22 protein-coding genes and 1 pseudogene are annotated in these 25,146 nt (G+C 64.9%); 12 read left to right on the top strand and 11 right to left on the bottom strand.

The annotated features are described in order from the left end of the window. Position 1: 1 nt before the first annotated feature. Together ABIG06_RS13640 and ABIG06_RS13645 are read left to right on the top strand one after the other, a co-directional pair. Positions 2 to 319, top strand: coding sequence for a PilZ domain-containing protein (locus tag ABIG06_RS13640; RefSeq protein WP_370137074.1), 318 nt, complete (start codon positions 2 to 4; stop codon positions 317 to 319). 139 nt (positions 320 to 458) lie between these two features. Then, positions 459 to 962, top strand: a complete 504-nt coding sequence (locus ABIG06_RS13645) for a response regulator (protein ID WP_124163971.1) — start codon at positions 459 to 461, stop codon at positions 960 to 962. Between the two features lie 54 nt (positions 963 to 1,016). Here ABIG06_RS13645 and ABIG06_RS13650 read toward each other — a convergent pair whose 3' ends face one another. Then, positions 1,017 to 1,319 (bottom strand): hypothetical protein, encoded by a 303-nt coding sequence (locus ABIG06_RS13650; RefSeq protein WP_124163972.1) that lies wholly within the window; start codon positions 1,317 to 1,319, stop codon positions 1,017 to 1,019. A gap of 149 nt (positions 1,320 to 1,468) precedes the next feature. Here ABIG06_RS13650 and ABIG06_RS13655 point away from each other — a divergent pair, with 149 nt between their 5' ends. After that, positions 1,469 to 2,104 carry a response regulator transcription factor gene (locus tag ABIG06_RS13655; protein ID WP_061880295.1) on the top strand — a complete coding sequence of 212 codons (636 nt, stop codon included), beginning with the start codon at positions 1,469 to 1,471 and terminating at the stop codon, positions 2,102 to 2,104. Between the two features lie 159 nt (positions 2,105 to 2,263). Here the strand turns inward: ABIG06_RS13655 and ABIG06_RS13660 are convergent, their stop codons facing one another. Further along, positions 2,264 to 5,782, bottom strand: a complete 3,519-nt coding sequence (locus ABIG06_RS13660) for a PAS domain S-box protein (RefSeq protein WP_424578298.1) — start codon at positions 5,780 to 5,782, stop codon at positions 2,264 to 2,266. A gap of 74 nt (positions 5,783 to 5,856) precedes the next feature. Next, positions 5,857 to 5,957: pseudogene (locus tag ABIG06_RS13665) on the bottom strand (response regulator); the annotation flags it as partial. A 266-nt stretch (positions 5,958 to 6,223) separates the two neighbouring features. Between ABIG06_RS13665 and araD the strand changes: the two are divergent. Both araD and ABIG06_RS13675 read left to right on the top strand, forming a co-directional pair. Further along, complete coding sequence (gene araD / locus ABIG06_RS13670) at positions 6,224 to 7,963, top strand: L-arabinonate dehydratase (RefSeq protein ID WP_370137077.1); 1,740 nt, start codon at positions 6,224 to 6,226, stop codon at positions 7,961 to 7,963. A gap of 128 nt (positions 7,964 to 8,091) precedes the next feature. After that, a complete protein-coding gene (locus tag ABIG06_RS13675; RefSeq protein WP_370137078.1) occupies positions 8,092 to 8,811 on the top strand; it encodes a ribonuclease activity regulator RraA in 720 nt (239 codons plus the stop codon). A gap of 219 nt (positions 8,812 to 9,030) precedes the next feature. On the opposite strand, the gene ABIG06_RS13680 is transcribed toward ABIG06_RS13675, so the two are convergent. Together ABIG06_RS13680 and ABIG06_RS13685 are read right to left on the bottom strand one after the other, a co-directional pair. Then, entirely contained in the window at positions 9,031 to 11,136 is a 2,106-nt protein-coding gene (locus ABIG06_RS13680; RefSeq protein WP_370137080.1) for a S9 family peptidase, read from the bottom strand. Beyond that, a complete protein-coding gene (locus ABIG06_RS13685) occupies positions 11,133 to 11,279 on the bottom strand; it encodes a hypothetical protein (protein ID WP_370137082.1) in 147 nt (48 codons plus the stop codon). Before ABIG06_RS13685 ends, ABIG06_RS13680 begins: the two co-directional genes overlap by 4 nt. A 107-nt stretch (positions 11,280 to 11,386) precedes the next feature. Between ABIG06_RS13685 and ABIG06_RS13690 the strand changes: the two genes are divergently transcribed. Further along, on the top strand, positions 11,387 to 12,823 hold the full coding sequence (locus tag ABIG06_RS13690) for an MBOAT family O-acyltransferase (protein ID WP_124163994.1): 1,437 nt from the start codon (positions 11,387 to 11,389) through the stop codon (positions 12,821 to 12,823). Next, positions 12,823 to 13,923 carry a hypothetical protein gene (locus ABIG06_RS13695; RefSeq protein WP_124163995.1) on the top strand — a complete coding sequence of 367 codons (1,101 nt, stop codon included), beginning with the start codon at positions 12,823 to 12,825 and terminating at the stop codon, positions 13,921 to 13,923. The genes ABIG06_RS13690 and ABIG06_RS13695 overlap by 1 nt, the downstream gene beginning before the upstream one ends. Positions 13,924 to 14,099: 176 nt before the next feature. On the opposite strand, the gene ABIG06_RS13700 is transcribed toward ABIG06_RS13695, so the two are convergent. The 3 genes from ABIG06_RS13700 to ABIG06_RS13710 all read right to left on the bottom strand — a co-directional run bounded on the left by ABIG06_RS13700 (position 14,100) and on the right by ABIG06_RS13710 (position 18,106). Beyond that, positions 14,100 to 15,287 (bottom strand): pyridoxal-phosphate-dependent aminotransferase family protein, encoded by a 1,188-nt coding sequence (locus tag ABIG06_RS13700; protein WP_370137085.1) that lies wholly within the window; start codon positions 15,285 to 15,287, stop codon positions 14,100 to 14,102. A 102-nt stretch (positions 15,288 to 15,389) separates the two neighbouring features. Continuing rightward, the gene (locus tag ABIG06_RS13705) at positions 15,390 to 16,115 is read right to left on the bottom strand and encodes a thermonuclease family protein (RefSeq protein WP_124162087.1); all 726 of its coding nucleotides are present in this window, start codon (positions 16,113 to 16,115) and stop codon (positions 15,390 to 15,392) included. Positions 16,116 to 16,375: 260 nt separating this feature from the next. Continuing rightward, a complete protein-coding gene (locus ABIG06_RS13710) occupies positions 16,376 to 18,106 on the bottom strand; it encodes a hypothetical protein (RefSeq protein WP_424578299.1) in 1,731 nt (576 codons plus the stop codon). Positions 18,107 to 18,526: 420 nt separating this feature from the next. Here ABIG06_RS13710 and ABIG06_RS13715 point away from each other — a divergent pair, with 420 nt between their 5' ends. Continuing rightward, positions 18,527 to 19,375: a caspase family protein gene (locus tag ABIG06_RS13715; RefSeq protein WP_124162089.1), complete on the top strand. Its 849-nt coding sequence runs from the start codon at positions 18,527 to 18,529 to the stop codon at positions 19,373 to 19,375. A gap of 159 nt (positions 19,376 to 19,534) precedes the next feature. Here ABIG06_RS13715 and ABIG06_RS13720 read toward each other — a convergent pair whose 3' ends face one another. After that, entirely contained in the window at positions 19,535 to 20,428 is an 894-nt protein-coding gene (locus ABIG06_RS13720; RefSeq protein ID WP_199751972.1) for an efflux RND transporter periplasmic adaptor subunit, read from the bottom strand. A 286-nt stretch (positions 20,429 to 20,714) separates the two neighbouring features. On the opposite strand from ABIG06_RS13720, the gene ABIG06_RS13725 reads away from it, so the two are divergent. The 3 genes from ABIG06_RS13725 (at position 20,715) to ABIG06_RS13735 (ending at position 22,036) form a co-directional block, all read left to right on the top strand. Further along, the gene (locus ABIG06_RS13725; RefSeq protein ID WP_124162091.1) at positions 20,715 to 21,326 is read left to right on the top strand and encodes a PAS domain-containing protein; all 612 of its coding nucleotides are present in this window, start codon (positions 20,715 to 20,717) and stop codon (positions 21,324 to 21,326) included. Positions 21,327 to 21,625: 299 nt separating this feature from the next. Next, positions 21,626 to 21,802 carry a hypothetical protein gene (locus ABIG06_RS13730; protein WP_370137087.1) on the top strand — a complete coding sequence of 59 codons (177 nt, stop codon included), beginning with the start codon at positions 21,626 to 21,628 and terminating at the stop codon, positions 21,800 to 21,802. Positions 21,803 to 21,913: 111 nt separating this feature from the next. After that, on the top strand, positions 21,914 to 22,036 hold the full coding sequence (locus ABIG06_RS13735) for a hypothetical protein (RefSeq protein WP_370137088.1): 123 nt from the start codon (positions 21,914 to 21,916) through the stop codon (positions 22,034 to 22,036). A gap of 30 nt (positions 22,037 to 22,066) precedes the next feature. Here ABIG06_RS13735 and ABIG06_RS13740 read toward each other — a convergent pair whose 3' ends face one another. Beyond that, the gene (locus tag ABIG06_RS13740; protein ID WP_370137090.1) at positions 22,067 to 22,438 is read right to left on the bottom strand and encodes a hypothetical protein; all 372 of its coding nucleotides are present in this window, start codon (positions 22,436 to 22,438) and stop codon (positions 22,067 to 22,069) included. 191 nt (positions 22,439 to 22,629) lie between these two features. Continuing rightward, a complete protein-coding gene (locus tag ABIG06_RS13745) occupies positions 22,630 to 23,679 on the bottom strand; it encodes a GlxA family transcriptional regulator (RefSeq protein ID WP_370137092.1) in 1,050 nt (349 codons plus the stop codon). Positions 23,680 to 23,818: 139 nt separating this feature from the next. Here ABIG06_RS13745 and ABIG06_RS13750 point away from each other — a divergent pair, with 139 nt between their 5' ends. Beyond that, positions 23,819 to 24,865 (top strand): class I SAM-dependent methyltransferase, encoded by a 1,047-nt coding sequence (locus ABIG06_RS13750; protein WP_370137094.1) that lies wholly within the window; start codon positions 23,819 to 23,821, stop codon positions 24,863 to 24,865. Positions 24,866 to 25,146 lie beyond the last annotated feature (281 nt).

The following is a 25,146-nucleotide window of genomic DNA, read 5'->3' on the forward strand; positions in this document are numbered from 1 at the left end:
CATGGCCGAGGATGGCAAGGGCGCGGAGCGCGTGACGTTCAGCCGCGGTTATGATGTCTGCATCATGGCCATCGACGGCACCTGGCGGCGGGACTGCAAGCTCAACGCAATCTCCGACACCGACGCCATCCTCACGGTGGAGGGCTCGATCCAGGGATTGAATCTGAAGGAGTTCTTCCTGCTCTTGTCGTCAACGGGCCTCGCCTACCGCCGCTGCGAGCTGGTCCGCGTCAACGGCGCCGAAATGGACATCCAGTTCCTGCGCGGCAAGAACAGGAAGAAGCGCGGTGCGGCCAGCGACCACGACGCCGCGGCGTGATCTGGCCGCAGCTGCCGCCACTGTTTCCGGCACGTTGCTTCACATTCGCTGAACACATTCGAATCAATTGGCCGCAGCAGCTTTACATCGCCTAAGCGCGGGCCGTGTATCCATTGATGGTCTCAATCAGGATACGGCAATGCCCAGAAGTTCTCTCTCCCCCATCCCGTCAAACCTGCCCGACGTCGCCGAGCGGCGTCCGCTCCAGCTCCTGGTGGTCGACGACGACGCCACGCAGCGCCACCTGATCACGGTCGCGGCCAGGCAGGCCGGCCACGAAGTCACCGTGGCGCCATCCGTGACGGACGCGATCGAGAAGCTCCGCACCGCGCGCTTCGACTGCGTGACGCTCGATCTCGTGCTGGAGGATGGCGACGGCATCGACGTGTTGCGCGAGATGGCGAGCGCGAAATTCGCGGGCTCCGTGATCGTCATCAGCGGCATGGACGGCAGACGCCGCAGCGCCGCCCGCAGCTTTGCCCGTTCCGTCGGGATCGAGCTGCAGAGCCTGCCGAAGCCGCTCGATCTCGCGGCACTGCGCATCAGCCTCGCCAATCTCGGCAAGATCGCGATGGGCCTGCCTGCGATCCACACCTGGGGTGGTGTCGTCAACGACGCGATTGTGGAACGGCACCGCGCCTGAGCCGCGGAGCTGCCATGCAAGCGGCTGCGGCGGCTCCGCCGCGCTGATTGCGGCTTAGGCCGGACTGCCGGACTCCGACAATTGTTGCAGGGCGTGGTCGAGCCCCGCCCGGCAGGCAATGAGCGCTGCGCTCGCCGTGGCGTAGCGCGGCGTGACGTCGTCGAGCACGATAATTTCATGGGAACCCGCGACAACGCTCACGTGCCCTGCCGCGTCTTCCTCCGCCATGACTGCGTCGATCAGGCGCAGACTGATGTCGATGCGTGCGATCAGAGAGCGAAGATCGGTTGCGATCAACTGACGGCTGTCAGTTGCACGCGCCGTGACAAGCGGGGCTTTGCCAGCGAAATTTAGCATGGATAATCTCCGTGTCCCGCAATTAGGCACCTTGCCGCTACTTGTGCGTTAAGTCCATGTCCCGTACAAATACGGGTGGGCCGAATCCGCGCCGAGCGCCATAAGGGTTGGCGCGGACGCGAGTCCTTCATGCCAACCGGATGTGGCACATGGCCGAACAAAGCTCTCGCGGTGAAATCTTCGTAGTGGACGACGACCCTGCCGTTCGCGACACCTTGTCCATGGTGTTGAAGGCGGCGGGCTATGACGTGATCTGTTTTGCGGACGGTGCAGCGCTGCTCTCCGTCGCGCGAAGCCGCACACCGGCTGCGATTTTGCTCGACGTGCATATTCCAGGAAAGTCGGGCCTCGACATCCTGAAGGAGTTGCACGGCGAGGACTATCCGGCGCCGATCTTCATGATCTCCGGTCAGGGCGACATCGCGATGGCGGTGGGGGCGATCAAGAGCGGCGCCCTCGACTTCATCGAGAAGCCGTTCCGCGGCAGCGAGATCGTCGGCCGGCTCGACGAGGCGATCGGCGCCTATGCACGCAGGCAGGCGCAGAATGCGGCGCCGAAGTTCGGCTCGCTGCATTTCCCCGGACGCGAGCCGTTGACGCGCAGGGAGCGCGAGGTGCTGGAGCAGTTCGCCTCCGGTGCATCCAACAAGGAAGCCGGCCGCACGCTCGGGATCAGCCCGCGCACGATCGAGGACCATCGCGCCAACATCATGAAGAAGCTCGGCGCGCGCAATGCCGCCGATCTGATCCGCATCGTGATGACCGCAGCCCAGCGCGCGTCGTAGGCGGCTGATCTCTCTCGCGCCCCGGACGCGGTGCATCATGAAAATGATGCGCCGCTGAGCCGGGGGCTCATCTCTCCAACTTCACGGCTCAACATTCTCGGTCCCGGCTGCTGCACAGCAGCGCTCGCGCGCCGCAGTGCGTCCGGGACACGAGAGCAATCACCCGCTCAGCGCCTTGCGGATGATCCGCGCCAGGTCCGATTTGCGATAGGGCTTCGCCAGCAGGAGAACACCCGAATCCAGCCGGCCGTGATGGATGATCGCGTTCTCGGTATAGCCTGACGTGTAGACCACCTTGAGATCCGGACGCGTCTTCATCAGTTCGTCGGCGAGCTGCCGTCCGTTCATCTTGCCGGGCATGATGACGTCGGTGAACAGAAGGTCGAACGGCTTTCCGCTGGCGACGATCGCGAGCGCCTCCGCAGCGTTCGCAGCCTGCAAGGTGACGTAACCCAGCGAATGCAGTTGCGCCAGCACGTAGTCACGCACCAGCCGGTCGTCCTCGACCACGAGGATCGTCTCGTGTCCGCCCTCGATCGTCGCCGGCGTCACGCCCTCGCCGACCGCTGTCGCCGTCTTCCCGGGCGGCAGGTACATCTTGATCGTGGTGCCGTGGCCCTCCTCGCTGTAGATCTTGATGTGACCCGCGGACTGCTTGATGAAGCCGTAGACCATCGAAAGCCCGAGCCCGGTGCCCTTGCCCGGTCCTTTCGAGGTGAAGAAGGGGTCGAACACCCTGGGCAACATACTCGCAGGGATCCCGGTGCCGGTGTCGCTCACGGCGATCAAAACGTAATGCCCCGGCGGCGCATCGTTCGCACTGGCATAGACCTCGTCGAGATAGGCGGCGCCGGTCTCCAGGATCAGCTTGCCGCCGCCGGGCATGGCGTCGCGAGCATTGAGCGCGAGGTTGAGGATCGCGGTGGTGAGCTGGTTGGGATCGACGATCGCGACGCAATTCTCGTCCTCGAACACCGATTCGATCTGGATCTGCTCACCCAGCGTCGGCCGCAACAGTTTCGCGGTGTCGACGATCAGCGAGTTGATGTCGATCTCGCGCGGCTGGAGCGGCTGCTTGCGTGCGAAGGCGAGTAGATGCTGGGTCAGACCGGCGCCGCGCGCGGCAGCCTCGTCGATCATCTTCGTGATGGCCGCGAGCTGTGGTTCCCTCGCGACCGCCTCCGCGAGAATCTCGATCGTCCCGGTGATGACGGTGAGAATGTTGTTGAAGTCATGCGCCACGCCGCCGGTAAGCTGGCCGACAGCCTCCATCTTCTCGGCATGACGGATGCGTTCTTCGGCGGCGACCTTGTCGGTGAGGTCGCGGCAGAAGACGTTGAACAGAAGGCCCTCGCGACGCTTCAGGGCGGTGACGCTCAGCTCGGCTTTGAATTCCTTCCCGTCGCGGCGGCGGCACATGAGCTCGCGGCGGCGGTTCAGCGTCCTGCCGTCCTCATCATCGAGGAAGCGCCTCAGTCCCGCCCTGACCCTCTCGCGCTCGCTCTCGGCGACGATCAGATCGATCGCGCTCTTGCCGAGCACCTCGTCGCGGCGCCAGCCGAAGAGCTGTTCGGCCTGCGAATTCCAGCTCAGGATGCTGCTGGTCTCGTCGCTCTGGACGAAGGCGTCGAGCGAGGTCTCGACGATGTTGCGGGCGAGCCGTTCACTCTCGCGCAGCGATTCCTGCGCGAGCCGTGCTTCTGTCATGTCGCGACCGACGAAGAAAAATCGATGCGCCGGCTCGGACCAGTTACCGAGCCAGGACAGCCAGACTTCGTGCCCGTTCTTGTGGAAGCAGCGGGTGTCGGCGAGCTTTGGACGCTCGCCGTGCCGCAAGGCGCGCATCTCGGCGCGCGACTGCTCCAGATGATCGGGATGAATGAAATCGGCGCCGCTGCGGCCGATCATCTCGTCCGGCCGGTAACCGAGAATGGCTTCGCTGCTCGGGCTGATCTGCGCGATATGGCCCCGCGCATCCATGATCATGATCAGGTCCTGCGATGTCTCGAAGATCTGTCGCCGCTCCTCGAGCTGGTGCTGCAGCGCCCGCTCGGCGCGCCGCGCCTCGGTCAGGCTGCTCGCGCTCCCGGAGACGCCGACGATCTCGCCGGATGGGCCCCTGATCGGCGAGAGGCTGAGCGAGATTTCGACCGGCGTGCCGTCCTTGCGCAGGCGCACGGTCTCGAACCGTTCGATCGGCTCGCCCCGCGCGATCCGCTGCAAATAGTCATTGCCCTGCGCGCGACGGTCGGGCGGGACAATGATCGACGTGGGCCTGCCGATCGCCTCATCCGCCGAATAGCCATAGAGACGTTCGGCGGCCGGGTTCCAGCCCGTGATGACCGCATCGAGCGTCTGCATCACGATGGCATCGTCGGACGATTCCACCGCGGCGCTGAACAGCCTCTCGCGTGCCGCGTGATGGCTTCGCGCGGCCTCGGTGCGGCGATGCTCCTCGATCTCGCGTTCGAGAGCGGCCGTTTTAGCACGCGTCTCCTCGACCATCCGGGCAAAAGCGCGCGCCAGCACGCCGGTCTCGCCGCCGGCATCGACGGGAATCTCCGCTGGACGTCCGCTGCCGATGGCCTGCACCGCCGCGGTCAGGCGCCCGATCGGGCGGGTCAACGAACGCGCCAGCAGCACCGCGAGCGCGGCCGCCGCGAGGACGGCCAATATACCGACGAGCAAGGAGGTTTTCTGGATGGCACCTGGCACGAGGCCGAACACAGGCGCCGGAATCGTCTCGATGATTGCGACCCATTCCTTGCCCACGAGCAGCGCCGGCGCGATGGCCGCACCGCTCGGCAGGCCCGATCCATCCGTCATGAGCCGCGTGGATACGTCGAGCGTGCCGGCCAGGGCGGCGAAATATGGAAAGTCCTTGCGCCAGTCGTTGGGACGGTCACGCAATGCGCCGAATTCCCGCGTGCGATCGGGATGGATGAGATAATCGCCGCGCGAATTCACGACGTAGATCCCTCCTCCTGAGGTTGCGGTGGAGCGGAGGCGGTCGAGTGCCGGGCGCATGTCGATATTGGCGACGATGATGCCGAACGGCTTGCCGTCGTCTGCGAACAGAGGCATCGCAACCCGCAAAGTCGGAGCGTGAGCGGCCGTGGTTCCCCCGTGCCGGGTCGCGAGATCGACGGGGGATACGTAGATCTCGCCGGGTCCGAGCCGCATCGTTTCCTTGAAGTAGGCTCGGTCGCCCTTGCGCTCCAGTTCCCGATCCGGGGCGATCCGTGCCGTTCCGCCCGGCCCGGATCGGTCGACGCGGACCAGCTCGCGCTGGTCGTGGTCGACACCGATGATCCGGAACTGCCCATAGATGGGCTTGGCGTCGATCTCGGCCGCGAGCCGCGTCGCGATACGCTCGCGCCAGGTTTGTTCCGAGACGCCATCGATGGGATCGATTCCTCGCTCGGTGTGAGCGCGGATGAGGCCATTGATTGCCGCTGCGGCGCGATAGCCGATCAGATCGCCGCGCACTCCGGCAACGTAGGATTCGAGATTGGTCGCGAGCAGGCGTGACTGGGCTTCAACCCGCTCCAGGACCCGCGGAATGACGGCCTGTGTGGTGTTGCGATAGCCCAGCCATCCGACTGCGGCCACGGTCACCGCCACCAGCAGGATCATCGCGATGGCCAGCCGCGTTGCCAGCGTCGTTGCGAGTCTCATGGGGATTTTCGCCGGACTTGCCGTATCGCGCCTGTTCCGGCCCGGAGCAGAGGAGGTGTCCTGGTCATCTGCAAGCCATCGCCGGCGGCCGTCACGTGATGACCAGTCCGTTCCAGCAACGGCCGGCTCGTGATCTGTGCGGCCGGATCGTCCCGACGATCAGGATGTTGGCCACGTCTGAAATCCTCCGGGTCGGTGGGGAAGTCCCCGACGACCATAATCAAAGCCATGAAAAACATGAAATTGTTGCGCGGATTCTCGTCTGCCGGCAAGCACTTCGAAACCCCTGTGGTCTGAGGCGCCGGCTTATTGCGCTGCACCGCCGAATATGCACGCCTGAGTGCATAGCAGGGGTTCGCCTCCGGCCCGCCCAGCGCCTTGCCGGGTATGGACGGCCTGTGAGAAGAGCAGGGCGAATCCTTCGGACGGACAAGGAATAAAATGACCGACAAGAAGAAGACGCCCGACCAGCTCCGCAGCGCGCGCTGGTTCGCGCCCGACGATCTGCGCTCGTTCGGCCACCGCTCCCGCGCCATGCAGATGGGCTATGCCCCCGAGGAGTGGAAGGACCGCCCGATCATCGCGATCCTCAACACCTGGTCGGACGCGCAGCCGTGTCACATGCACTTCAAGTCGCGGGTCGACGACGTCAAGCGCGGTATCCTGATGGCCGGCGGCCTGCCGCTGGAGCTGCCGGCGCTGTCGCTGTCGGAATCGCTGCTGAAGCCCACCACCATGCTCTACCGCAACCTGCTGGCGATGGACGCCGAGGAATTGCTGCGCAGCCATCCCGTTGATGGCGTGGTGCTGATGGGCGGCTGCGACAAGACCACGCCGGCACTCCTGCTGGGCGCCACCTCGATGAACATTCCGGCGATCTATCTGCCGGCAGGCCCGATGCTGCGCGGCAACTGGAAGGGCAAGACGCTCGGCTCCGGCTCGGATGGCTGGAAATATTGGGACGAGCGCCGCGCCGGCAAGATCTCCGACAAGGACTGGCTCGACATCGAAGCCGGCATCGCCCGCAGCTACGGCACCTGCATGACCATGGGCACAGCCTCGACCATGACCGCGATTGCCGAGGCGATCGGCATGACGCTGCCGGGCGCCTCCTCGATTCCCGCCGCGGACGCCAACCATATCCGCATGGCCTCCGAATGCGGCCGACGCATCGTCGAGATGGTGTGGGAGGACCTGACGCCGAAGGTGATCCAGACCCGCAAGGCCTTCGAGAACGCGATCGCGGTCGCCATGGCGATGGGCTGCTCCACCAACGCGATCATCCATCTCATCGCGCAGGCCCGTCGCGCCGGCCAGGACATTGGCCTCGACGATTTCGAGACCGCGAGCCGCAAGGTGCCCGTCATCGCCAACGTCCGCCCAAGCGGCGATACCTATCTGATGGAGGACTTCTTCTATGCCGGCGGCCTACCGGCGCTGATGAGCCAGATCAAGCCGCACCTGCATCTCGACTGCATCACCGTCACCGGAAAGACGCTGGGCGCGAACATCGAGGGTGCCGAGGTCCACAATGCCGATGTCATCCGCGGCATCGACAACCCCATTTACAAGGAAGGCGCGCTCGCGGTGCTCAAGGGCAACCTCGCGCCCGACGGCTGCGTCATCAAGCCCAGCGCCTGCGCGCCGCGCTTCCTCAAGCACACCGGGTCGGCGCTGGTGTTCGACGATTACCCCTCGATGAAGAAGGCGGTCGACGATCCCGATCTCGACGTCACCGAGGATCACATCCTGATCCTGCGCAATGCGGGGCCGCAAGGCGGGCCGGGCATGCCGGAATGGGGCATGCTGCCGATCCCGACCAAGCTCGTGAAGCAGGGCGTGCGCGACATGGTGCGCATCTCCGATGCGCGCATGAGCGGCACCAGCTATGGTGCCTGCATCCTGCATGTCTCGCCGGAATCCTACATCGGCGGCCCGCTGGCCCTCGTGCAGAACGGCGACCGCATCACCCTCGACGTCGCCGCGCGCACCATCAATCTCGATGTCCCCGAGGCCGAACTGGAAAAACGCCGCGCCGCCTGGAAGCAGCCCGAGCGCCGCTTCGAGCGCGGCTATGGCTGGATGTTCACCAAGCACATCAAGCAGGCCAATGACGGCTGCGACTTCGACTTCCTCGAGACCGATTTCGGCGCGCCGATCGGCGAGCCGTCGATCTACTGATGACCCTGTCATTCCGGGGCATCGCGAAGCGATGAGCCCGGAATCCATCGGGCCGCACACTATGCCGCTCGATGGATTCCGGGCTCGCGCAGCGCGCGCACCGGAATGACGAGAAGTGAGAGTATGACATGACAAAACTATCCGAAGCCACCCGCACCAAACTCAAATCCGTCTCCACCGCCACCGTCGCCACCGCCTTGTTCAAGCGCGGCCTGCGCATCCAGATGATCCAGGACGTGCACCCGGTCGGCCCCGGCCAGCCGACCATGGTCGGCGAGGCCTTCACGCTGCGCTACATGCCGGCGCGCGAGGACCTCAACACCATCGACGTCTTCAAGGACCGTTCGCATCCACAGCGCAAGGCAGTGGAAGATTGCCCGCCCGGCGCCGTGCTGGTGATGGACAGCCGCAAGGACGCGCGTGCGGCTTCGGCCGGTGCGATCCTGGTGACGCGCTTGATGAAGCGCGGCGTCGCCGGCGTCGTCACCGACGGCGGCTTTCGCGACTCGGCCGAGATCGCCAAGCTCGGCATTCCCGCCTATCACCACCGCCCCAGCGCGCCGACCAATCTCACGCTCCACCAGGCCATCGAGATCAACGTCCCCATCGGCTGCGGCGATGCACCGGTGTTTCCCGGCGACGTCATCCTCGGCGATGACGACGGCGTCATCGTGATCCCTGCGCATCTTGCCGACGAGATCGCCAATGAGACTTTCGAGATGACCGCGTTCGAGGATTTCGTCACCGAGGAAGTCGGCAAGGGCCGCGGCATTTTCGGCCTCTATCCCGCCACCGATCCGCAGACGCTCACCGATTTCGCGGAATGGCGGAAGAAGAACAGGCGCTGAAGCAAACGAGTTCACGTCGGGAAACGAGCCGGCGCAACAAGCGCCGGCCCTACATTGCATAGCGAAAGAAGTGACGGACAATGCTGCCGTAGGGTGGGCAAAGCGTCCGACGCAGCTCGAAGAGCGAAGGCGGATGCGTGCCCACCTCGCCTTAGCTATTGAGAGATGGTGGGCACGGCGCTACGCGCCTTTGCCCACCCTACGAGACTGTGCGTGTGGCTATACCCCGGCCTCAGCCATCCCCGCCGCCCACAGCGCGAACGCATAGACGATCGCGACCTCATCGAGCCGATCGAACCGACCCGACGCGCCGCCGTGGCCGGCGCCCATGTTGGTGCGCAAGAGAACCGGGCCGCCGCCGGTCATCGTCGCGCGCAGGCGCGCGATCCATTTGGCGGGCTCCCAATAGGTGACGCGCGGATCGGTCAGCCCGCCCATCGCCAGGATCGCCGGATAGTCCTTTGCCGCGACGTTGTCGTAGGGCGAGTAGGACAGGATGGTGCGAAAATCCTTTTCGCTCTCGATCGGGTTGCCCCATTCCGGCCACTCCGGCGGCGTCAGCGGCAGCGTGTCGTCGAGCATGGTGTTGAGCACGTCGACGAACGGCACCTCGGCGACGATGCCAGCGAACAGCTCGCCGGCGCGGTTGGCGACCGCGCCCATCAGCATGCCGCCGGCCGAGCCGCCATGGCCGATGATGCGCTTGGCGCTGGTGTATTTCGCGTCGATCAGCGCGCGGGCGCTGGCGGCGAAATCGTCGAACGAGTTCGTCTTCTTCTCGCGCTTGCCGTCGAGATACCAGCCCCAGCCCTTGTCGGCGCCGCCGCGGATATGGGCGATGGCGTAGACGAAGCCGCGGTCGACCAGCGACAGGCGATTGGCATTGAAGGAGGCCGGCATCGCCATGCCGTAAGAGCCGTATCCGTAAAGCAAGAGCGGCGCGGTGCCGTCGAGGCTCAAGCCGCGGCGATACAGGATCGAGACCGGCACTTCGGCGCCATCAGGCGCCTTGGCCAGGATGCGCGTGGTGACGTAGTCGGCCGCGTTGTGCCCTGACGGAATCTCCTGCCGCTTGCGCAAGATGCGCGTGCGCTTGACCATGTCGTAGTCGTAGACCTCGGACGGCGTCGTCATCGACGAATAGGCAAAGCGCAAATTCGTCGTCTCGAATTCGTAGGAGCCCATCGTATCCAGCGAATAGGCGGCCTCGTCGAAGGCGATGGCGTGCTCTTCGTTCGTGTTGAGGTCGCGGATCACGATCGACGGTAGCGCGTTGGCGCGCTCCAGCCGCACCAGATGGCCGGCATAGAGATCGAGGTCGATGATGTAGATGCCGGGCCGATACGGGATCAAATCGCGCCAGTTCTTGCGCTCGGGCGAATTGAGCGGCGCGGTGACGATCTTGAAGTCGATGGCATCGTCCGCATTGGTGAGGATGAAGAGCTGATCGCCACGGTCGGCCAGCGAGTACTGCACGCCTTCCTCGCGCGCCGCGACGAGGCGCGGCGGCGCCTCGGGATGAGCGAGATCGATCAGCCGCTGCTCGCTCGTTTCGTGGTCACCGCCTGCGATCACGCAGAAGCGGCCGCTGGTGCTCTCGTGCAGATGGGTGAACCAGCCGGCATCCTGCTCTTCATAGACCAGTGTGTCTTCGGCCTGCTTGGTGCCAAGCTTGTGCCGCCACACCTGCATCGGGCGGTGATTGTCGTCGAGCTTCACGTAGAAGAAGCTCCTGCAGTCCGCGGCCCAGACCACGCCGCCATCGGTCTCCTCGACTAGATCGTCGAGATCCATCCCCGTCGCCCAGTCGCGGACGCGGATCGAGAAATATTCCGACCCCTTGGTGTCCGCGCTCCAGGCCTGCAGCTTGTGATCGTTCGAATGCCGGCTGCCGCCGAACTTGAAATATTTGTGGTCCTTGGCGAGCGCATCGCCGTCGAGCACGATCTCGCCGTCGCCGCCCTCGCGCGGCATGCGCCCGAACAGCTCGTGCTGCCCGCCCTCGCGAAACCTGCGGAAATAGGCGAACGGACCGTCGGGCGACGGCACGCTGGAATCGTCCTCCTTGATCCGTCCGCGCATCTCCCGCACCAGCGTCTTCTGCAACGGCGCGGTGTGCCCGAGCAGGCTGTCGGTGTAGCCGTTCTCTTCATCCAGATACTTGCGGATGTCGGGATCCAGTACGGCGGGATCGCGCAGCACCTCTTGCCACTTCGCGTCCTTCAACCAGGCATAGTCGTCGGTCACGGTGATCCCGTGATGCGTAAAGGAATGCGGCCGGCGCGGGGCGACGGGGGGCTGGGAGGGGGTCTTCGCTTGTGTCACTCGGTCCTCGTTCGTGTCTCGCCGGAAACCAGCTCGTCATGCGCGGGCTTGACCCGCGCATCCATCAAGACAAATTCCTTATCGATGGATTGCCGGGTCAAGCCCGGCAATGACGCCAGGGAAGGCGTCAGGTCGCGCATCATATGGCGACGCGCCTGCGGATTGCCAGCACGACTGCCTGTGGCCACCGGGTTGTTGATCGGCCCCCTGTATGCTTTAGGAACGATATCCCCACCGCCGGTCCAGCCTGATGCTGTTCAATTCCTACCCGTTCCTCCTGCTGTTCCTGCCGCTCGTGCTGGCGGGCTATTTCTGGCTGGGGCGGCGCAGCAATCTGACGCCGGTGATCTGGCTGGCGCTGGCCTCGATCGCCTTCTACGCCATCGGCAGCTGGCAATTCGTGGCGCTGCTGCTGTTGTCGATCGCCTTCAATTACGGCATCGGACATCTCCTGATCGTCGCGGAGCTCGGTCCATCGCAACGAAAGGCCGCGCTCGCGCTCGGCGTCGCCGGCGATCTCGTCGTGCTCGGCATCTTCAAATATGCCGGCTTCGCTGCCGAGAACATCAATGCGCTGCTCGGCACGCATGCCGCGGTCCACATCCTGCTGCCGGTCGGCATCTCCTTCTACACCTTCACGCAGATCGCCTTCCTGGTCGATGCCTATCGCGGCCAGGTCGCCGCTTACGCGCTGCCGCACTACGCGCTATTCGTGACGTACTTCCCGCATCTGATCGCAGGGCCCATCCTCCACCACAAGGACATGATCCCGCAATTCGAGCGCGAGGAGACCAAGCATCCGGATGCGCATCTCATGTTGTGCGGAATCATCATCTTCGCCATCGGCCTGTTCAAGAAGACCTGCCTCGCCGACGGCATCCAGCCGCTGGTCGCGCTCGCCTTCGAGGCGCGCTCGCCGAGCTTCGATCAGGCCTGGCTGGGTGCGCTCGCCTACACCTTCCAGCTCTATTTCGATTTCTCCGGCTATTCCGACATGGCCATCGGGATCTCGCTGATGTTCGGCATCTTCCTGCCGGTGAACTTCAACTCGCCTTACAAGGCCACCAGCATCGTCGAGTTCTGGCGCCGCTGGCACATGACGCTGTCGCAGTTTTTGCGCGACTATCTCTACATCCCGCTTGGCGGCAACAGGCGCGGCCGCGTGCTGCGCTACGTCAATCTGCTGATCACGATGCTGCTCGGCGGCCTCTGGCACGGCGCGGCCTGGACCTTTGTCATTTGGGGCGCACTGCACGGCGCCTATCTCTGCGTCAATCACGCCGTCAACGCGCTGGTGCCTGACGTGCCGGGCTTGCTGGTCCGTCCGGTTCGAATCGCAGGCGGCGTGCTGACATTCCTCGCCGTCGTGGTCGCCTGGGTGTTCTTCCGTGCTGCGAGTGTGGAATTTGCGCTCCGGATTCTCCATGCCATGGCCGATCCCTCGGCTATCGTGCTGGGCCGCGAGGAGATCGCAGCGCTGGTGATGGTCGCCGTCTACGCCGCGCTGGTGTGGCTGGCGCCGAACACCCAAGCGCTGATGGGCTACGACCATTCGGGCCGCAGGGTCGGCGAGGCCTTGCGGGCCGGGCGGATGCGCCCGCTGTTTCTCTATGCGGCGTCGCTGGTACTCGCATTCGGCATCCTGGGCATCCAGAGCCACAGCGAATTCATCTATTTCCGGTTCTGATGCGCGGGTCGTTCACACATCTGGGGCGTCTTCTGCTCGCGAGCATTGTATGCGTGCTCGGCGCCGCTTTGCTCACCTACGCCGTCGATCCCTTGCAACTGTTTCGCCCCTCGCCGCGCGCCTTCTATTCCGACGACACGCGCGTGCAGAATGCCGGGCTGATCCGCAGCCGGCCATTCGACACGGTCTTCATGGGCACCTCGCTCGCGATCCATTTTCGCCAGAGCGATATCGACCGTGAGCTGGGTGTCCGTTCGCTCAAGCTGGCGATGACCGGTTCCAATTCGCGCCAGCAGGCCTTCGTGCTGGAGCAGGCCATCGAGCACGGCGCAAAACGCGTGATCTGGGAGATGGACGATTTCATCTTCGTCGATGCCGCCGACATCGAGACCGACCCATATCTGTCGGTCGATCTCTATCGCCGGACCGCGAAAGGCATCGCCTCCTATCTGTTCAGCGCGACGATGACGAAGGAATCCCTGTTCACGCTGCTGCGGTCGATTCCGCCGCTGCAGGGGCCGCTGACCCGGGCCGCGCCTTACCTTCCCGTGAAGTTCGCGCTGCCAGACATCGACGACATCTACGCGCTGCCCAGGGATTTCGACGTCGCACGCGACTACAACGCGAAGAAGACGCTTGCCGCCTTCGCCTATATCACCGCTCCGTCGCGCCGCAGCTTCCTCGGCGAAGGCTACGGCTTCGAGGCCATGGTCCGGCATTTCGAGCAGGATGCCGCCAGCCTGATCGCGCGCCATCCCGACGTGAGCTTCGACATCTACTTGCCGCCCTATTCGATCCTGCAATTCGTCGCCATGCGCGATGCCTCGCCCGAGACGCTGAAGATCGTCACCGATCTCACGGCCGTGATTGTACAACGCCTGACGCAGCGTCCCAACGTGCGCCTGCACGATTTCCGCGCGATCAAGGCGGTAACTCACGATCTGAACAACTACGGCGACGTCATTCACCATTCGCCGGTGGTGGACGCGATGATATTGAAATGGCTGAGAAGCGGGGAGTATCGGGTTGACCCCCGCAATCCGACCGCATCGCTGGATGAGCTGAAGGCCCAGGTCGAGGCGTATCGCCTCGGTCGCTGATCTTCCCCTCTCCCCTTGTGGGAGAGGGTGGCTCGCCGCGAAGCGGCGAGACGGGTGAGGGGTCTCTTTCCTCACGAACAATCTTGCAAGAGGAGAGACACCCCTCATCCGGCGCTTCGCTGGACAAAGAAGCCTTGCGCTTGTCCGGGACGACAGCCGTGATTGTGGCCCGCGTCCTACACCGCCACCTCGTCCCCGAGATACGAAACCGCCGCTTCCAGCCCGCCCTTGCCGTGCGGGATCTTCAGCGCGTTCAGGCCGATCTCGATCACCCCGAGCGTTCCGAGCAGCATCGGCGCATTCACATGGCCCATATGGGCGATGCGGAAGGCTTGCCCCGAGAGATCGCCGATGCCGGTGCCGAGCACGACCCCGCACTTCTCCTTGCAATAGCGTTGCAGCACTGCGGGATCGTGGCCGTTGCTCATGGTCACGGTGGTCACGGTGTTGGACCGCTCGCTGGCCTCGGCCACGTTGAAGCCGAGCACCTGGCCTTCCGACCATGCAGAGACCGCACGGCGCGCGGCTTCGCCAAGCAGGCTGTGGCGGCGGAAGGCGTTCTCCAGGCCCTCCTCATGCAACAGGTCGATCGCCCGGCGCAGCGCGAACAACAGATGCACCGGCGCGGTGCCGGCATATTTGCGATAATTCTCTGTGCCTTCGCGTTCGCTCCAGCTCCAATAGGGCGTCGACATGTTCGCCTTCTTGTGGACCTCGAGCGCGCGCGCATTGGCGGCGACGAAGCCGAGGCCGGGCGGGGTCATCAGGCCCTTTTGCGAGCCGGACATCGCGACGTCCACGCCCCATTTGTCCATCTCGAACGGCATGCAGCCGAGCGAGGCCACGGTGTCGACCATGTACAGCGCGGGATGGCCGCTCGCCTTGATCGCCTTGCCGATCGCCTCGATGTCGTTCTGCACGCCCGAGGCGGTGTCGACCTGGACCACGACGACGGCCTTGATGCTGTGCTCCTTGTCGCGGCGCAGCCGCTCCTCGACCTCGTGCGGCCGCACCGCGCGGCGCCAGTCGCCCTTGAGCACCTCGACCTCGGCGCCCATCAGCGCGGCAGCATTGCCCCAGCCGATCGCAAAGCGCCCGCTCTCCAGCACCAGCACCTTGTCGCCGCGCGACAGCACGTTGCTGAGCGCCGCTTCCCAGGCGCCGTGGCCGTTGGCGATGTAGATGTAGGATTTGCCCTTGGTCGCGAACAGTTTCGAGATGTCGCCGAGCAGGCTCTCGGTCAGGTCGAGCATCTCTTTCGAGTAGATGTCGATCGCCGGACGATGCATTGCCCGCAGCACCTCGTCGGGCATCGTGGTGGGCCCGGGGATGGCCAGAAATTCCCGGCCCGCGCGAACGGTCATTGCTCTTGGTCCTTGTTGCTGGAGGACAGGTTGATGGGTCGCTGAGTCACACTCTTACGCGCTGCTGGAAGCCAAGAAAAGCACGCAAAATGCAGAGCTGGGTTATCGCTTGGTCTCGCGGCAGCCGGCAGCTTCGGCCTCTTCCACCGAGCAGAACCAGCGGGTGCCCTTGCTGATCTTCATCTTGATCTGGGTGTACCAGCGGCTGGTCGGCTGGTGGAAGATGCACTCGCCGGCGCTGTTGACGTTGCCCTTGATCGTGCAGTCCGGGGACGGCGCCACCGGCCCCGAGGCCGAGGCGAGCAGCACCGCATGCGCGCCGTCGGGTGGCTTGGTCGCGCCGAGGATGTTGGTCTTCTTGTTGCGGACGCGCCAGTCCCAGGGCGCGATGAAGGCGCCCTGCCACATTCCGGCCTTGGCCTCGCGCGCGGCCTTTTCATCCGCTTCATAGTCGTGCGACATGCGGGTGTAGGCCAGGGCCCAGCCGTTGCGCACCAGCCATTTCTGGATGTCCTCGCCGCCGACCTCGCAGCGCGCCACCGTGCGGCCGCGCCGGTCGATAGACCTCGTGTGGCAAGCCCAGCTTTTGCCCTCGGTGTATTTGGCAAGCTCGTCGCGAGCGGCGACGCCGCAGGTCCAGCGCTCGGTCTTTGTGTTGAGGCAGAGCTGGTCGACCGCGGGCGCGTCGATGCCGCCGAGACGAATCCGCGTGTTGCCGATCACGACGGCATCGCCGGCGCGCACTTTTGCGACGCCGGTGATGTCGGCGGCCTCGGCCAGCGAAGGGAGAGCGAACAAGGACAGCGCAATCAGGACTTTTCGCAACATGCCGATCCGGGTGTTCAGGAAAACGTCGATAAGCCGCGCGATTGTGGTCGGCTTTTGTCCGCCCGGCCAGCATGCCGAGCAGATTGGCTTTCAACTTCCTGTCATTCGCTCTCGTGTCCCGGACGCGGCGCGGCGTGCAACGCCGCTCCGCAGAGCCGGGACCCGGAGATTCAAGGGCACGTCTCGCGGTGGCATGGGCCCCGGCTCTGCAGCGCACCGCCGAGGAGGCGCTGGGCTGCGTCCGGGGCACGAGAGTGTCTCTATCCTCGGCCTGCCATCGCCCGCTTCGCCACCGCCAGTCCCATCAACACGAACGCCGACGTCACCTCGGGACCGCCCACCAGAATCCGCGTCGGCGTCTTCATCTTGTTCCATTCATAGGCGCGGAACGGGCCGCGGCGGCCGCCTTCGCCCAGGCTTGCGATGATGACGTTCAAGGCCGGCGCAAAGGCTCGCGGGTCGGCGCCGAGATGGCCGAGCGCGATCAGTGCCAGCGCGGCGTCGAACACGTTCATCTCGGCCGCCATCAGCTCGCCCTTGACGTAGGACAGCACGCGGTGGCGGATGAAATCGAAATCGCCGTCGGGATCGATCGCGGCCTGCGCCGCCAGCGGCATTGCCAGGAAGGCGGCATAGCAGCGGCCGAAATAGGCGCTGTAGAGCTCCGGCAGGTAATAGATGTGCGAGCGCGGATTGGCGAAGGCGCCGCTGGCCGCCAGACGCTTCTGGAAGCCGATGATCCGATGCACGGTCGCGAGCCGCGCCGGCGTCTCGAGGATTTTCCAGCGCGCCAGGTTGCGGAAGCTGACCTCGAGAATGTCGAGATTGAGCGTCGGATCGAGATCGTTGCCGTAGGGACGCTCGCCCGCGAGATTGTCGATCCAGGTCGCGACCCCGCCCTCATAGTCGATATTGTCGTTGAGCGGTACGGTCACGCGCGGCGCGTTGACGCCGGCGCGCACCTGATAGCCCGCGTAGAAATCCAGCAATGGCTGGTCGATGATCGGATCGGTGCAGCCGGCCTGCGTGGCCGCGGAGATCGAGCACGCCGTGGTGTCGCAATCCGGCACGTAGATGCCGAAGCCGAGATCCTGCTTGATCTGGGCGAAGAACCGGGAGAAGCGCGGATGCGGCGCCGGCGCGAGTGCGGTGATGACGTTGAACCGTGCGCCGTCGATGCCCTCGACCTCCTCGCGGCTGATGTTGACACAGAAATCGACCATGTCGGCGATCGCGCGCTCCGCCGCGATCTTGTCGGCAACCGAGGCGAGCCCGGTCTCGACGTAGCTCAGCAGCGCCTCGATGAAGAACGCATCGTAATAGGCCGAGCGGTGGCGGATCTGCACCGGCTCCCACATCGGCTCGGCAATGCCTTTCCAGGGCGGATTGACCACGGCGCGCGCCGACGAGCGCGCGATGAAGACGCGGGCGAGGTTGAACAGCAGCGAGGAGTTCTTGTAGCCGCGCGCGTTGAGGCCCGTCAGGGCCATGATCAGCTCGCGTCCGCGGAAATCGGGATCGCCGATCAGGTTGAAGGCGGCATAGGTCGGCAGGAAGCCGTTTCGGCGATACGAGCCGAGCAGATGCTGTGCGCAGTCGCGGATCGCGCCGTCGATCTGCGCGCTCTGCGGCATCGCGGCGGTGAACGGCGCCGGCGGCGGCTTGGGATGGTCGAGTGCGATGCTGTCGACGAGATCGGCGATCGGCCGCCCGACCGCTGCCCAGTCGGGCTCGACCTCGTCGCGGGCGTGGACGAGTGCCTCGCGCAGCTGGGTCAGCCTGGCCTCGTCCCGCAGCTCGGGCAGGCCGGCGCGACGGAGCAGCATCCGCAGCGCGGGATTGCCGAGTGCGGTCTTGTAGAATTTGGCCAGATGCAGATCGCCCCTGGCCGTGTCGGACAAGATGGGATCGCAGACGTCGTAAAGCGACGGGCCGTCCTTCCGCGCCGTCAGCGCCCGGCAGGCGGCGCCGGCAAAATAATGAAAGCTCATGAAATACCTGGTCGCGGGGGGCTCGTCGGGGCCGGCGAGCGCGCAGCCGTCCGCACACCACCCCCTGCAAGTCTTTGAAAAGGCTACCCGGATTCGCAGGAAAAACAAACGTGATGAACGTCACAGAAAAAGCCGGCACGCGGCCTGCATGATCGGTCTCCGGAATGCTACGGGGGAGGCAAAAATGTAGCAATCTGGACTGGGGAATTAATAAATACCTTCAATCACTTATCCCAAATTCCGAGCAATCTATTGCCGGAAGGCCTATATGCGGTTAAGGGTTTGTTTGGTGCGGCGCCGCAAATTGCGCGCAATTCGGGGGCACTCCCCCGGCCGATCCCTCAAACCTAAAGACGCTATCGCGCTACTCAAACAGTGTGCGCGCGCGTGGCTGGTCTTTGGCACAGGAAACGAACCGAGATGAATGTAAAGCAGCTCGACCTTTCCAGACGCACGATCGCCCTCGCCGCGGCCCTCATCGGCACGGTGTCGCTGGTGATCGGCGCCCATGCTGCTCTCAACATGCGTGCGATCGATGCCGCCAAGGCGGTCTCGACCGACCAGATCACCGGTTCGACGGGCCAGACCTCGCGCCTCGCGCTGGTCATCGGCAATGGACATTATCCCGACGCCAGCGCGCCGCTGACGCAGTCGATCAACGACGCCCGCGCGCTGTCCTCGTCGCTGCGCAAGAACGGCTTTGACGTCGACATGGTGGAGGACGCGACCAAGGACGACATGGTCCGCGCCGTCAACCGCCTGAAGTCCCGGATCAAGCACGACAGCGTCGTCATGCTGTTCTTCGGCGGCTTCGGCGTGCAGGCCGGCCGCGAGAGTTACATGCTGCCGGTCGATGCCGTGATCTGGAAGGAAAGCGATGTCCGCCGCCATGGCGTCTCCATCGAGGGCGTGCTCGAGATGATGAAGGAGCAGGGCGCCAAGGCCAAGCTCGTCGTGGTCGACGCCTCCCGCCGTAATCCCTACGAGCGCCGCTTCCGCTCCTACAGCCACGGCCTCGCGCCGATCAGCGCGTCGGACAACGCGCTGATCCTCACTTCGGCTTCGCCCGGCAAGGTCGTCGACGACGGCAAGGGCGAGCACAGCGTGCTGGTCAGCGAGTTCCTCAACAATCTCGGCAAGCAGGGCAGCGCCGAGAGCGTCTTCAACAAGACCCGCCTCGCCATCTCCCGCGCCAGCGAAGGCGACCAGGTCCCGACGGTTTCCTCCTCGCTGCTCGAAGACGTCCAGTTCGGCGAAGCCGGCGGCTAGTTTTTCTAGCGAAGTCCCGTGCCCCGGACGCGGCGCATCATGTAATGAGCCGGGGCCCGGGTCTCTCAGGCTGTCACTTCGCGATGAGATGGGTCCCGGCTCTGCGCAGCAGCGTTACACGCTGCAGCGCGTCCGGGACACCGGCCAAATCTTCGAGATCTACTTCGCGGCTTCCGCGCTCGCCATCACCGGGCGCACCGGATCGCCTTCGCGCAGCAGTGCGCCGGCGCGGGCGACGACGACGTCGCCTTCGTTGAGGCCGTCGCGGACCTCGATGTTGCCGGCCGACATCAAGCCGACCTCGACGCGCTTGGTCTCGACGCGGTTGCGGCGGATCACCTGCACCACGGTGCCCGCGGATGAATACTGCACGGCGGTCAGCGGCACCGCGACGTTGCAGCTCTGCCCGGTCTTGATCAGCGCGCGCCCGCTCGCGTTCAGGAGCAGACGCTTCTGCGAAGAGATGCCGATATAGACCATCCCCTGCTGGATGTTCGGCTCGACGGTCGCGCCGATGCGGCGCACCTTGCCGCTGATGTCGTCGGCGCCTGCGATCCACACGGTCGCCTGCTGATTGGCCGCGAGCTTGCGCACATCGGTGGTGGCGACGAGGCCGACGAGATCGTATTCGCTGCGCGCCACGATCGTGAACAGCGCCTCGCCCTTGGCCGAGGCGAAGTTGCCGATCTGCGCAGTCGATGTCGCGATCACGCCCGCCACCGGTGCGGTGACCTGAAGCGTGCCGCCTTCGGGCAGCGCCAGCCGCGCCAGCACCTGGCCGGCGGTGGTGGTATCGCCCGCTTCCGCCAGCACGTCCGTGACCTTCAGGCCGGGCCGCTCGGGCCGCACCGAGGTTTGCTCCCGCGCGACGATCGTGCCGGTCGCCTCGACGATATCCGAGAAGCAGGATTTCGCGACCTTCAGGACCGTGACCGCCGGCCCCTTGGGCGCGTCGTCATCGGCGGCTCCGGCCGGACAGGGGCTGAAGACGAGCAGGCCGGCGACGGCTGCGGGACACAGGCTTCGAACAACGGCACGAGGCAAATGACGCATCGGAAATTCCACAGGGGCTATGTCTCCAATCGATAGCAGATGGCCGCCGCCCACACTATGGCCGCGTCGTCCCAAAACAGGATGGCGCGCCGCAGGCGGTCGCGGCAAGCCTTTGATTAGTCGCGGGATTGGCGAACAGGTTCGCTCCTCTGGGCTCCTTCGCCGTGGGCCGTCCGGCCGCCCAGGCGCGGCGGATCACGATCTTCTCATCTGCCAGAACCACCTGTATGGAATTAGGATCAGGAACGATGCGGCGTTGCCGCCGTACAACTCATGGTCGAACGGAATGCAGCAGTTCGTTTGCGAGCAGAATATCGTCCATTTCGAGCGGCTGCTCAATGAGACGAGCGACCCGACCGTCCAGAGTACCGTGCGCGCGCTGCTGGCATCGGCGAAGCGCCAGCTGGCGCTGCTGAACTCGGCTGCGTCCGGTGCCGATACGACGCCGTTCGAACAGCGCCGGCGGCAGCACATCGACCCCGCAACGATCCGGCGGCAATTCCAGCCGGAGTTCGATGGCTCGCCGCACCCCTACATGTTGCTGGACCCCGGCCCGGGCCTGTCGATCGTCGACATCAACGACGCCTATGCGGCGGCGACCTTCATCAGCCGGGCCGACGTGGTCGGCCGGTCCCTATTCGAGATATTTCCCGACAATCCCGACGATCCGCTCGCCGATGGCGTCAGCAATCTCTACGGCAGCTTGCGGATCGTCGGCGAGACGGGGCAGGCCCATGCCATGGCGGTCCAGCGCTACGACATCCGGGATCCCGACGGCTCCTTCGTGGAGCGTCATTGGCAGCCGATCAACTCGCCGATCCATGATACGGCGGGCCATCTGGTCTTCCTGCTGCACCACGTCGAAGACGTCACGGCGCAGGTTGCGGCGCGGCGTTAACCGTCAGCCGCGTCGATCACCCAGCAGCTTGCCGGAGGCCCGATCGATCAGGTGTAGCCGCGTGCAGGCCGGGCATGACACGGACACGTGTGTGCGATCAGAGGGCTCATCGGTAAGCCGGTGCTGCACGTTCAAGCCGGTCTGGGGGCATTTGAAGACAATCTGTCGATCCATGGCCGGAGATATGCCGCCAAGCCGGACCTTGCGAAATTACGGATGTTTACGTAGGTCGGCCGCGGTCTCTCACGACAGGTCCAATGCTGTAGTGAACCAACGCCGCGCGAACGCATTGAACCGGCATGCCCCGTGAAAACGATCTGGAAGGCAAGCCCGACATGGGCGGCAAGCATGGCGGTCAAGCCGGCCAGCCCAAGCTTCCGCCGCGCCCGCACGAGGGCGAGCGCGACGAGGACGACGTGGCAAAGCGCCACACCGGCCAAACCGATCGCGCGCCGCCACCGACCAAACCAGAATAGCGCCTTGTCCGCCCGCGTGCTGCTGGACGGTCGTCGCGCCGGGGAACGGCGGCATCGCCACGCCGTTAGCGTGGTGCGGCGGGCGTGCGAGATGGAAACGGAGGCTGGCTCGTGTGTTGGATCTACTGGAACACCGCCTGGTCGCTGATCATCAGCGGCATCATGGTCGCCACCATCGTCAGCCACCCCGACGCCGAATTCGCCGAAGTGCAGGCGGCCCGACGATCGATGTGAGTTTTCCGCTGCTGCTGGATTCGTCTCGGTTCAGGTCATGCTGCCGGGCATGAAGCAGCGGATCATGGGACGGCCGTTGACGTAATAAGGCCAGACCATGGTGCGCCCGGCGCGGTTGGGCGCGGTGATCACCGCGTCGTCGGGCACCTCGATCCAGTTGCCGAGGAGCCGCACCAGGTAATGTCCGTCCCGCGTCTGCCAGTCGACATCGGCCAGCGCAGTGCCGTCGGCGTCGGCACAGCAGGGAGCGCCGCCCTTGCTGCGCAGGCTCTCGAACCAGTCCTTGAGGGGGGAGTTTGCGTAGCGCCCGTCGTCGCGGGCTTCCGCGGGGAGGCTGATCACGGCAGCAACTGCCAGGAGAGCCGCGGGGAGAGGGATCATTCTGAAAGCCACGATCGCCATGTCACCTCGTTCGATCTCGCACGCGCGCATCTAGGCGCAGGCAGAATTCGCCTGCGATGCGCGTGATGCAAGGTTGGCCGATACCCGCCGGCCGGAGTTCCCGGCCGTCTCAGCGAGGCGATAACCGCGGGGTCCGGGGTTTGATCCTATTTTCCAACCGGAGGGCAGAGAAGACGGGGGCGGAGCAGCTGCTATCCGCCGGCAGCCCGCCGCGGCCTGACCGGTTTGCCGGAGGTCGGGGGCCGCGATCCCGTCACGTAGTCGGGAAGCTGAAACTTGCGCCGGTAGTCCTTGGGCGATACGCCTGCCTGCCTTCGAAACAAACGACGAAAGGACGCCACGTCCTCGTAGCCGACCTCGCGGCAGATGTCCTCGATGCCCGTTTCCGTCGTCTCGAGCAGTTGCTTGGCTTCCTCGATGCGCAGCGTCTGCACATAGGCGAGCGGCGAATAGCCGGTCGCTGCGCGAAAGCGGCGATCGAATGAGCGTTTCGGCAATCCGGAGTGATGCACCAGCGCCGCAATGAGGTCCTGCCGCTGGTAGTTCTGCGCGATGTAATCCTGGCATCGCGTGATCACGCCGTCGCCGTGATCCACGTTCTGCACCATCGAGGCGAACGGTAATTGTCCTTCGCGATGCCATTGGTAGAGAAACAGCTTCGAGATACGGATCGCCTCTTCCGTGCCGCCGTATCTCGCGACGATCAGCAGCGCGAGATCCTGCCAGGACGATGCGCCGCCTCCGCAGACGAGATTGTGTCCGGGGCCGTTCTGCACCAGGACGCGGTCCATGCGGAGCTTGACCTCCGGGAAATGCTTTCGAAACACCGGCTCGTAGACCCAGTGTGTGGTCGCCTCGTACCCATCGAGCAAACCGGCTTCGGCGAGCACGAGCGACCCGCCGCAGGATCCGTACATCTGCGCGCCTGCCTCGTGCATCTGCCTGATCCATGCTATGAGCCGGCGATCGAGCACGGCGGTGCCCGTCTCTGTGGTGACGATCACATTCGGCACGAACACGATGTCGGTCGCTACGACGTGATCGGCGATGTCCTGCGGCATGATGCTGACGCCGGTGACCAACGTGATCGGGCCGGGCTCGGCGCCGACCAGCCGCGGCTCGAACAAGCCGTCCGGCGTGCCGCCTTTGACGCCGTCCCATATGCGCCCTGCGCCCCACAATGTGTCGAATACGCCGTAAATGATCGACGGATCGCATTCGGCAAACACCGGAATACTCACGCGTACACGTCCACGTGACATTCTGCAGCCTCTGGCTCGATTGGCTCGAAACTGACTATTCTGCCTCTGCATCCGCAAGTCCAGACCCCGTATGTCGCACCTCAACGGCGCATTGTCCGTGCCTTCGAAGGAGCAGGTCATGAACTTGGATGAGAGAAAGCTCGAGCAGTTGCTCGGACTCGTGGTCAACGAACTCGGCGCGGCCTCCAATGCGGCGCTCGTCGTGCTCGGCGACCGCCTGGGGCTATTCCGCGCGCTGGCGGAAAGCCCGATGACGTCAGCCCAACTGGCCGACCGAACCGGGACTCACGAGCGCTACGTTCGTGAATGGCTGTCGGCACAGGCGGCCTCGGGCTTCGTGAGCTACGATGCGACGAGCGATGCGTTCAGCATGACGCCGGAGCAGAGGGCGGTCTTCGCGGATGAAAACAGTCCGGTCGCGATGGTTGGCGGCTTCAGCCTGCTGCCGGCGGTCTATCACGACGAGCCGCGATTGGCCGAAGCGTTCAAAACCGGCAAGGGCCTGCGCTGGAGCGATCACTGCAATTGCATGTCCTGCGGCGTCGACCGCTTCTTCCGGCCCGGCTATCGCGCGCATCTGATCGCCGAATGGCTGCCTGCGCTGGGTGGCGTCGTCGAGAAGCTGGAGCGGGGTGCCAAGGTCGCGGACGTCGGCTGTGGCCACGGCTATTCGACAAGGCTCATGGCCGAAGCATTCCCGAACTCGGATTTCACCGGCATCGACTACGACGAGGCCTCGATCGACTGCGCACGCGCCGAGATCGCCGGCGTGCGCAATTTGCGATTCGAGGTCGCCAAGGCGCAGGATTTCGCCGGATCTGGCTTCGATCTCGTGACGATGTTCGATGCGCTGCACGACATGGGCGACCCCGTCGGTGCTGCCCGTCACATTCGTTCAGCGATGAAGGACGACGGCACGTTGATGCTGGTCGAACCGGCGGCGGGGGACAGCCTGGCTGACAATCTCAATTCGGTCGGGCGGGTCTATTACGCCGGCTCCACCCACATCTGCCTTCCGACGTCGCTGAGCCAGGACGTCGGTCTGGGACTAGGAGCGCAGGCCGGCGAAAAGCGTATCGCGCAGGTGTTGCGGCAGGGCGGCTTCTCGCAGATCGGCAAGGCGGCCGCGTCGCCCTTCAACATGATCCTGGAGGCGCGGCCATGAGGGCCGCGCACATCCTCGCGCGAGGCGCATCAGCGCGATGGCAGTCCAGCCGCACGCTGCGGATGCGAGGCGAGAACGGCCGTGATTGACATCGTCTCCCACCTCCTTCTCGCTCGTGCCTCGCTGGTGGCCGGCCTCTCCCGTCTGTCCTGGAGGCGGTTGGCTGCGCTCGGCCGCCGCAGGTGGCGCGCGTTCTGGACGGTCACGGCGGGGGCGTGAATGATGCCGGCGTGCGAGAGCGTTTTCGAGCGAAGTGGACGCCGGTTCGCGCCAAGAAAACG

It is taken from the genome of Bradyrhizobium sp. USDA 326 (genome assembly GCF_049739485.1).
Taxonomy (GTDB): domain Bacteria; phylum Pseudomonadota; class Alphaproteobacteria; order Rhizobiales; family Xanthobacteraceae; genus Bradyrhizobium.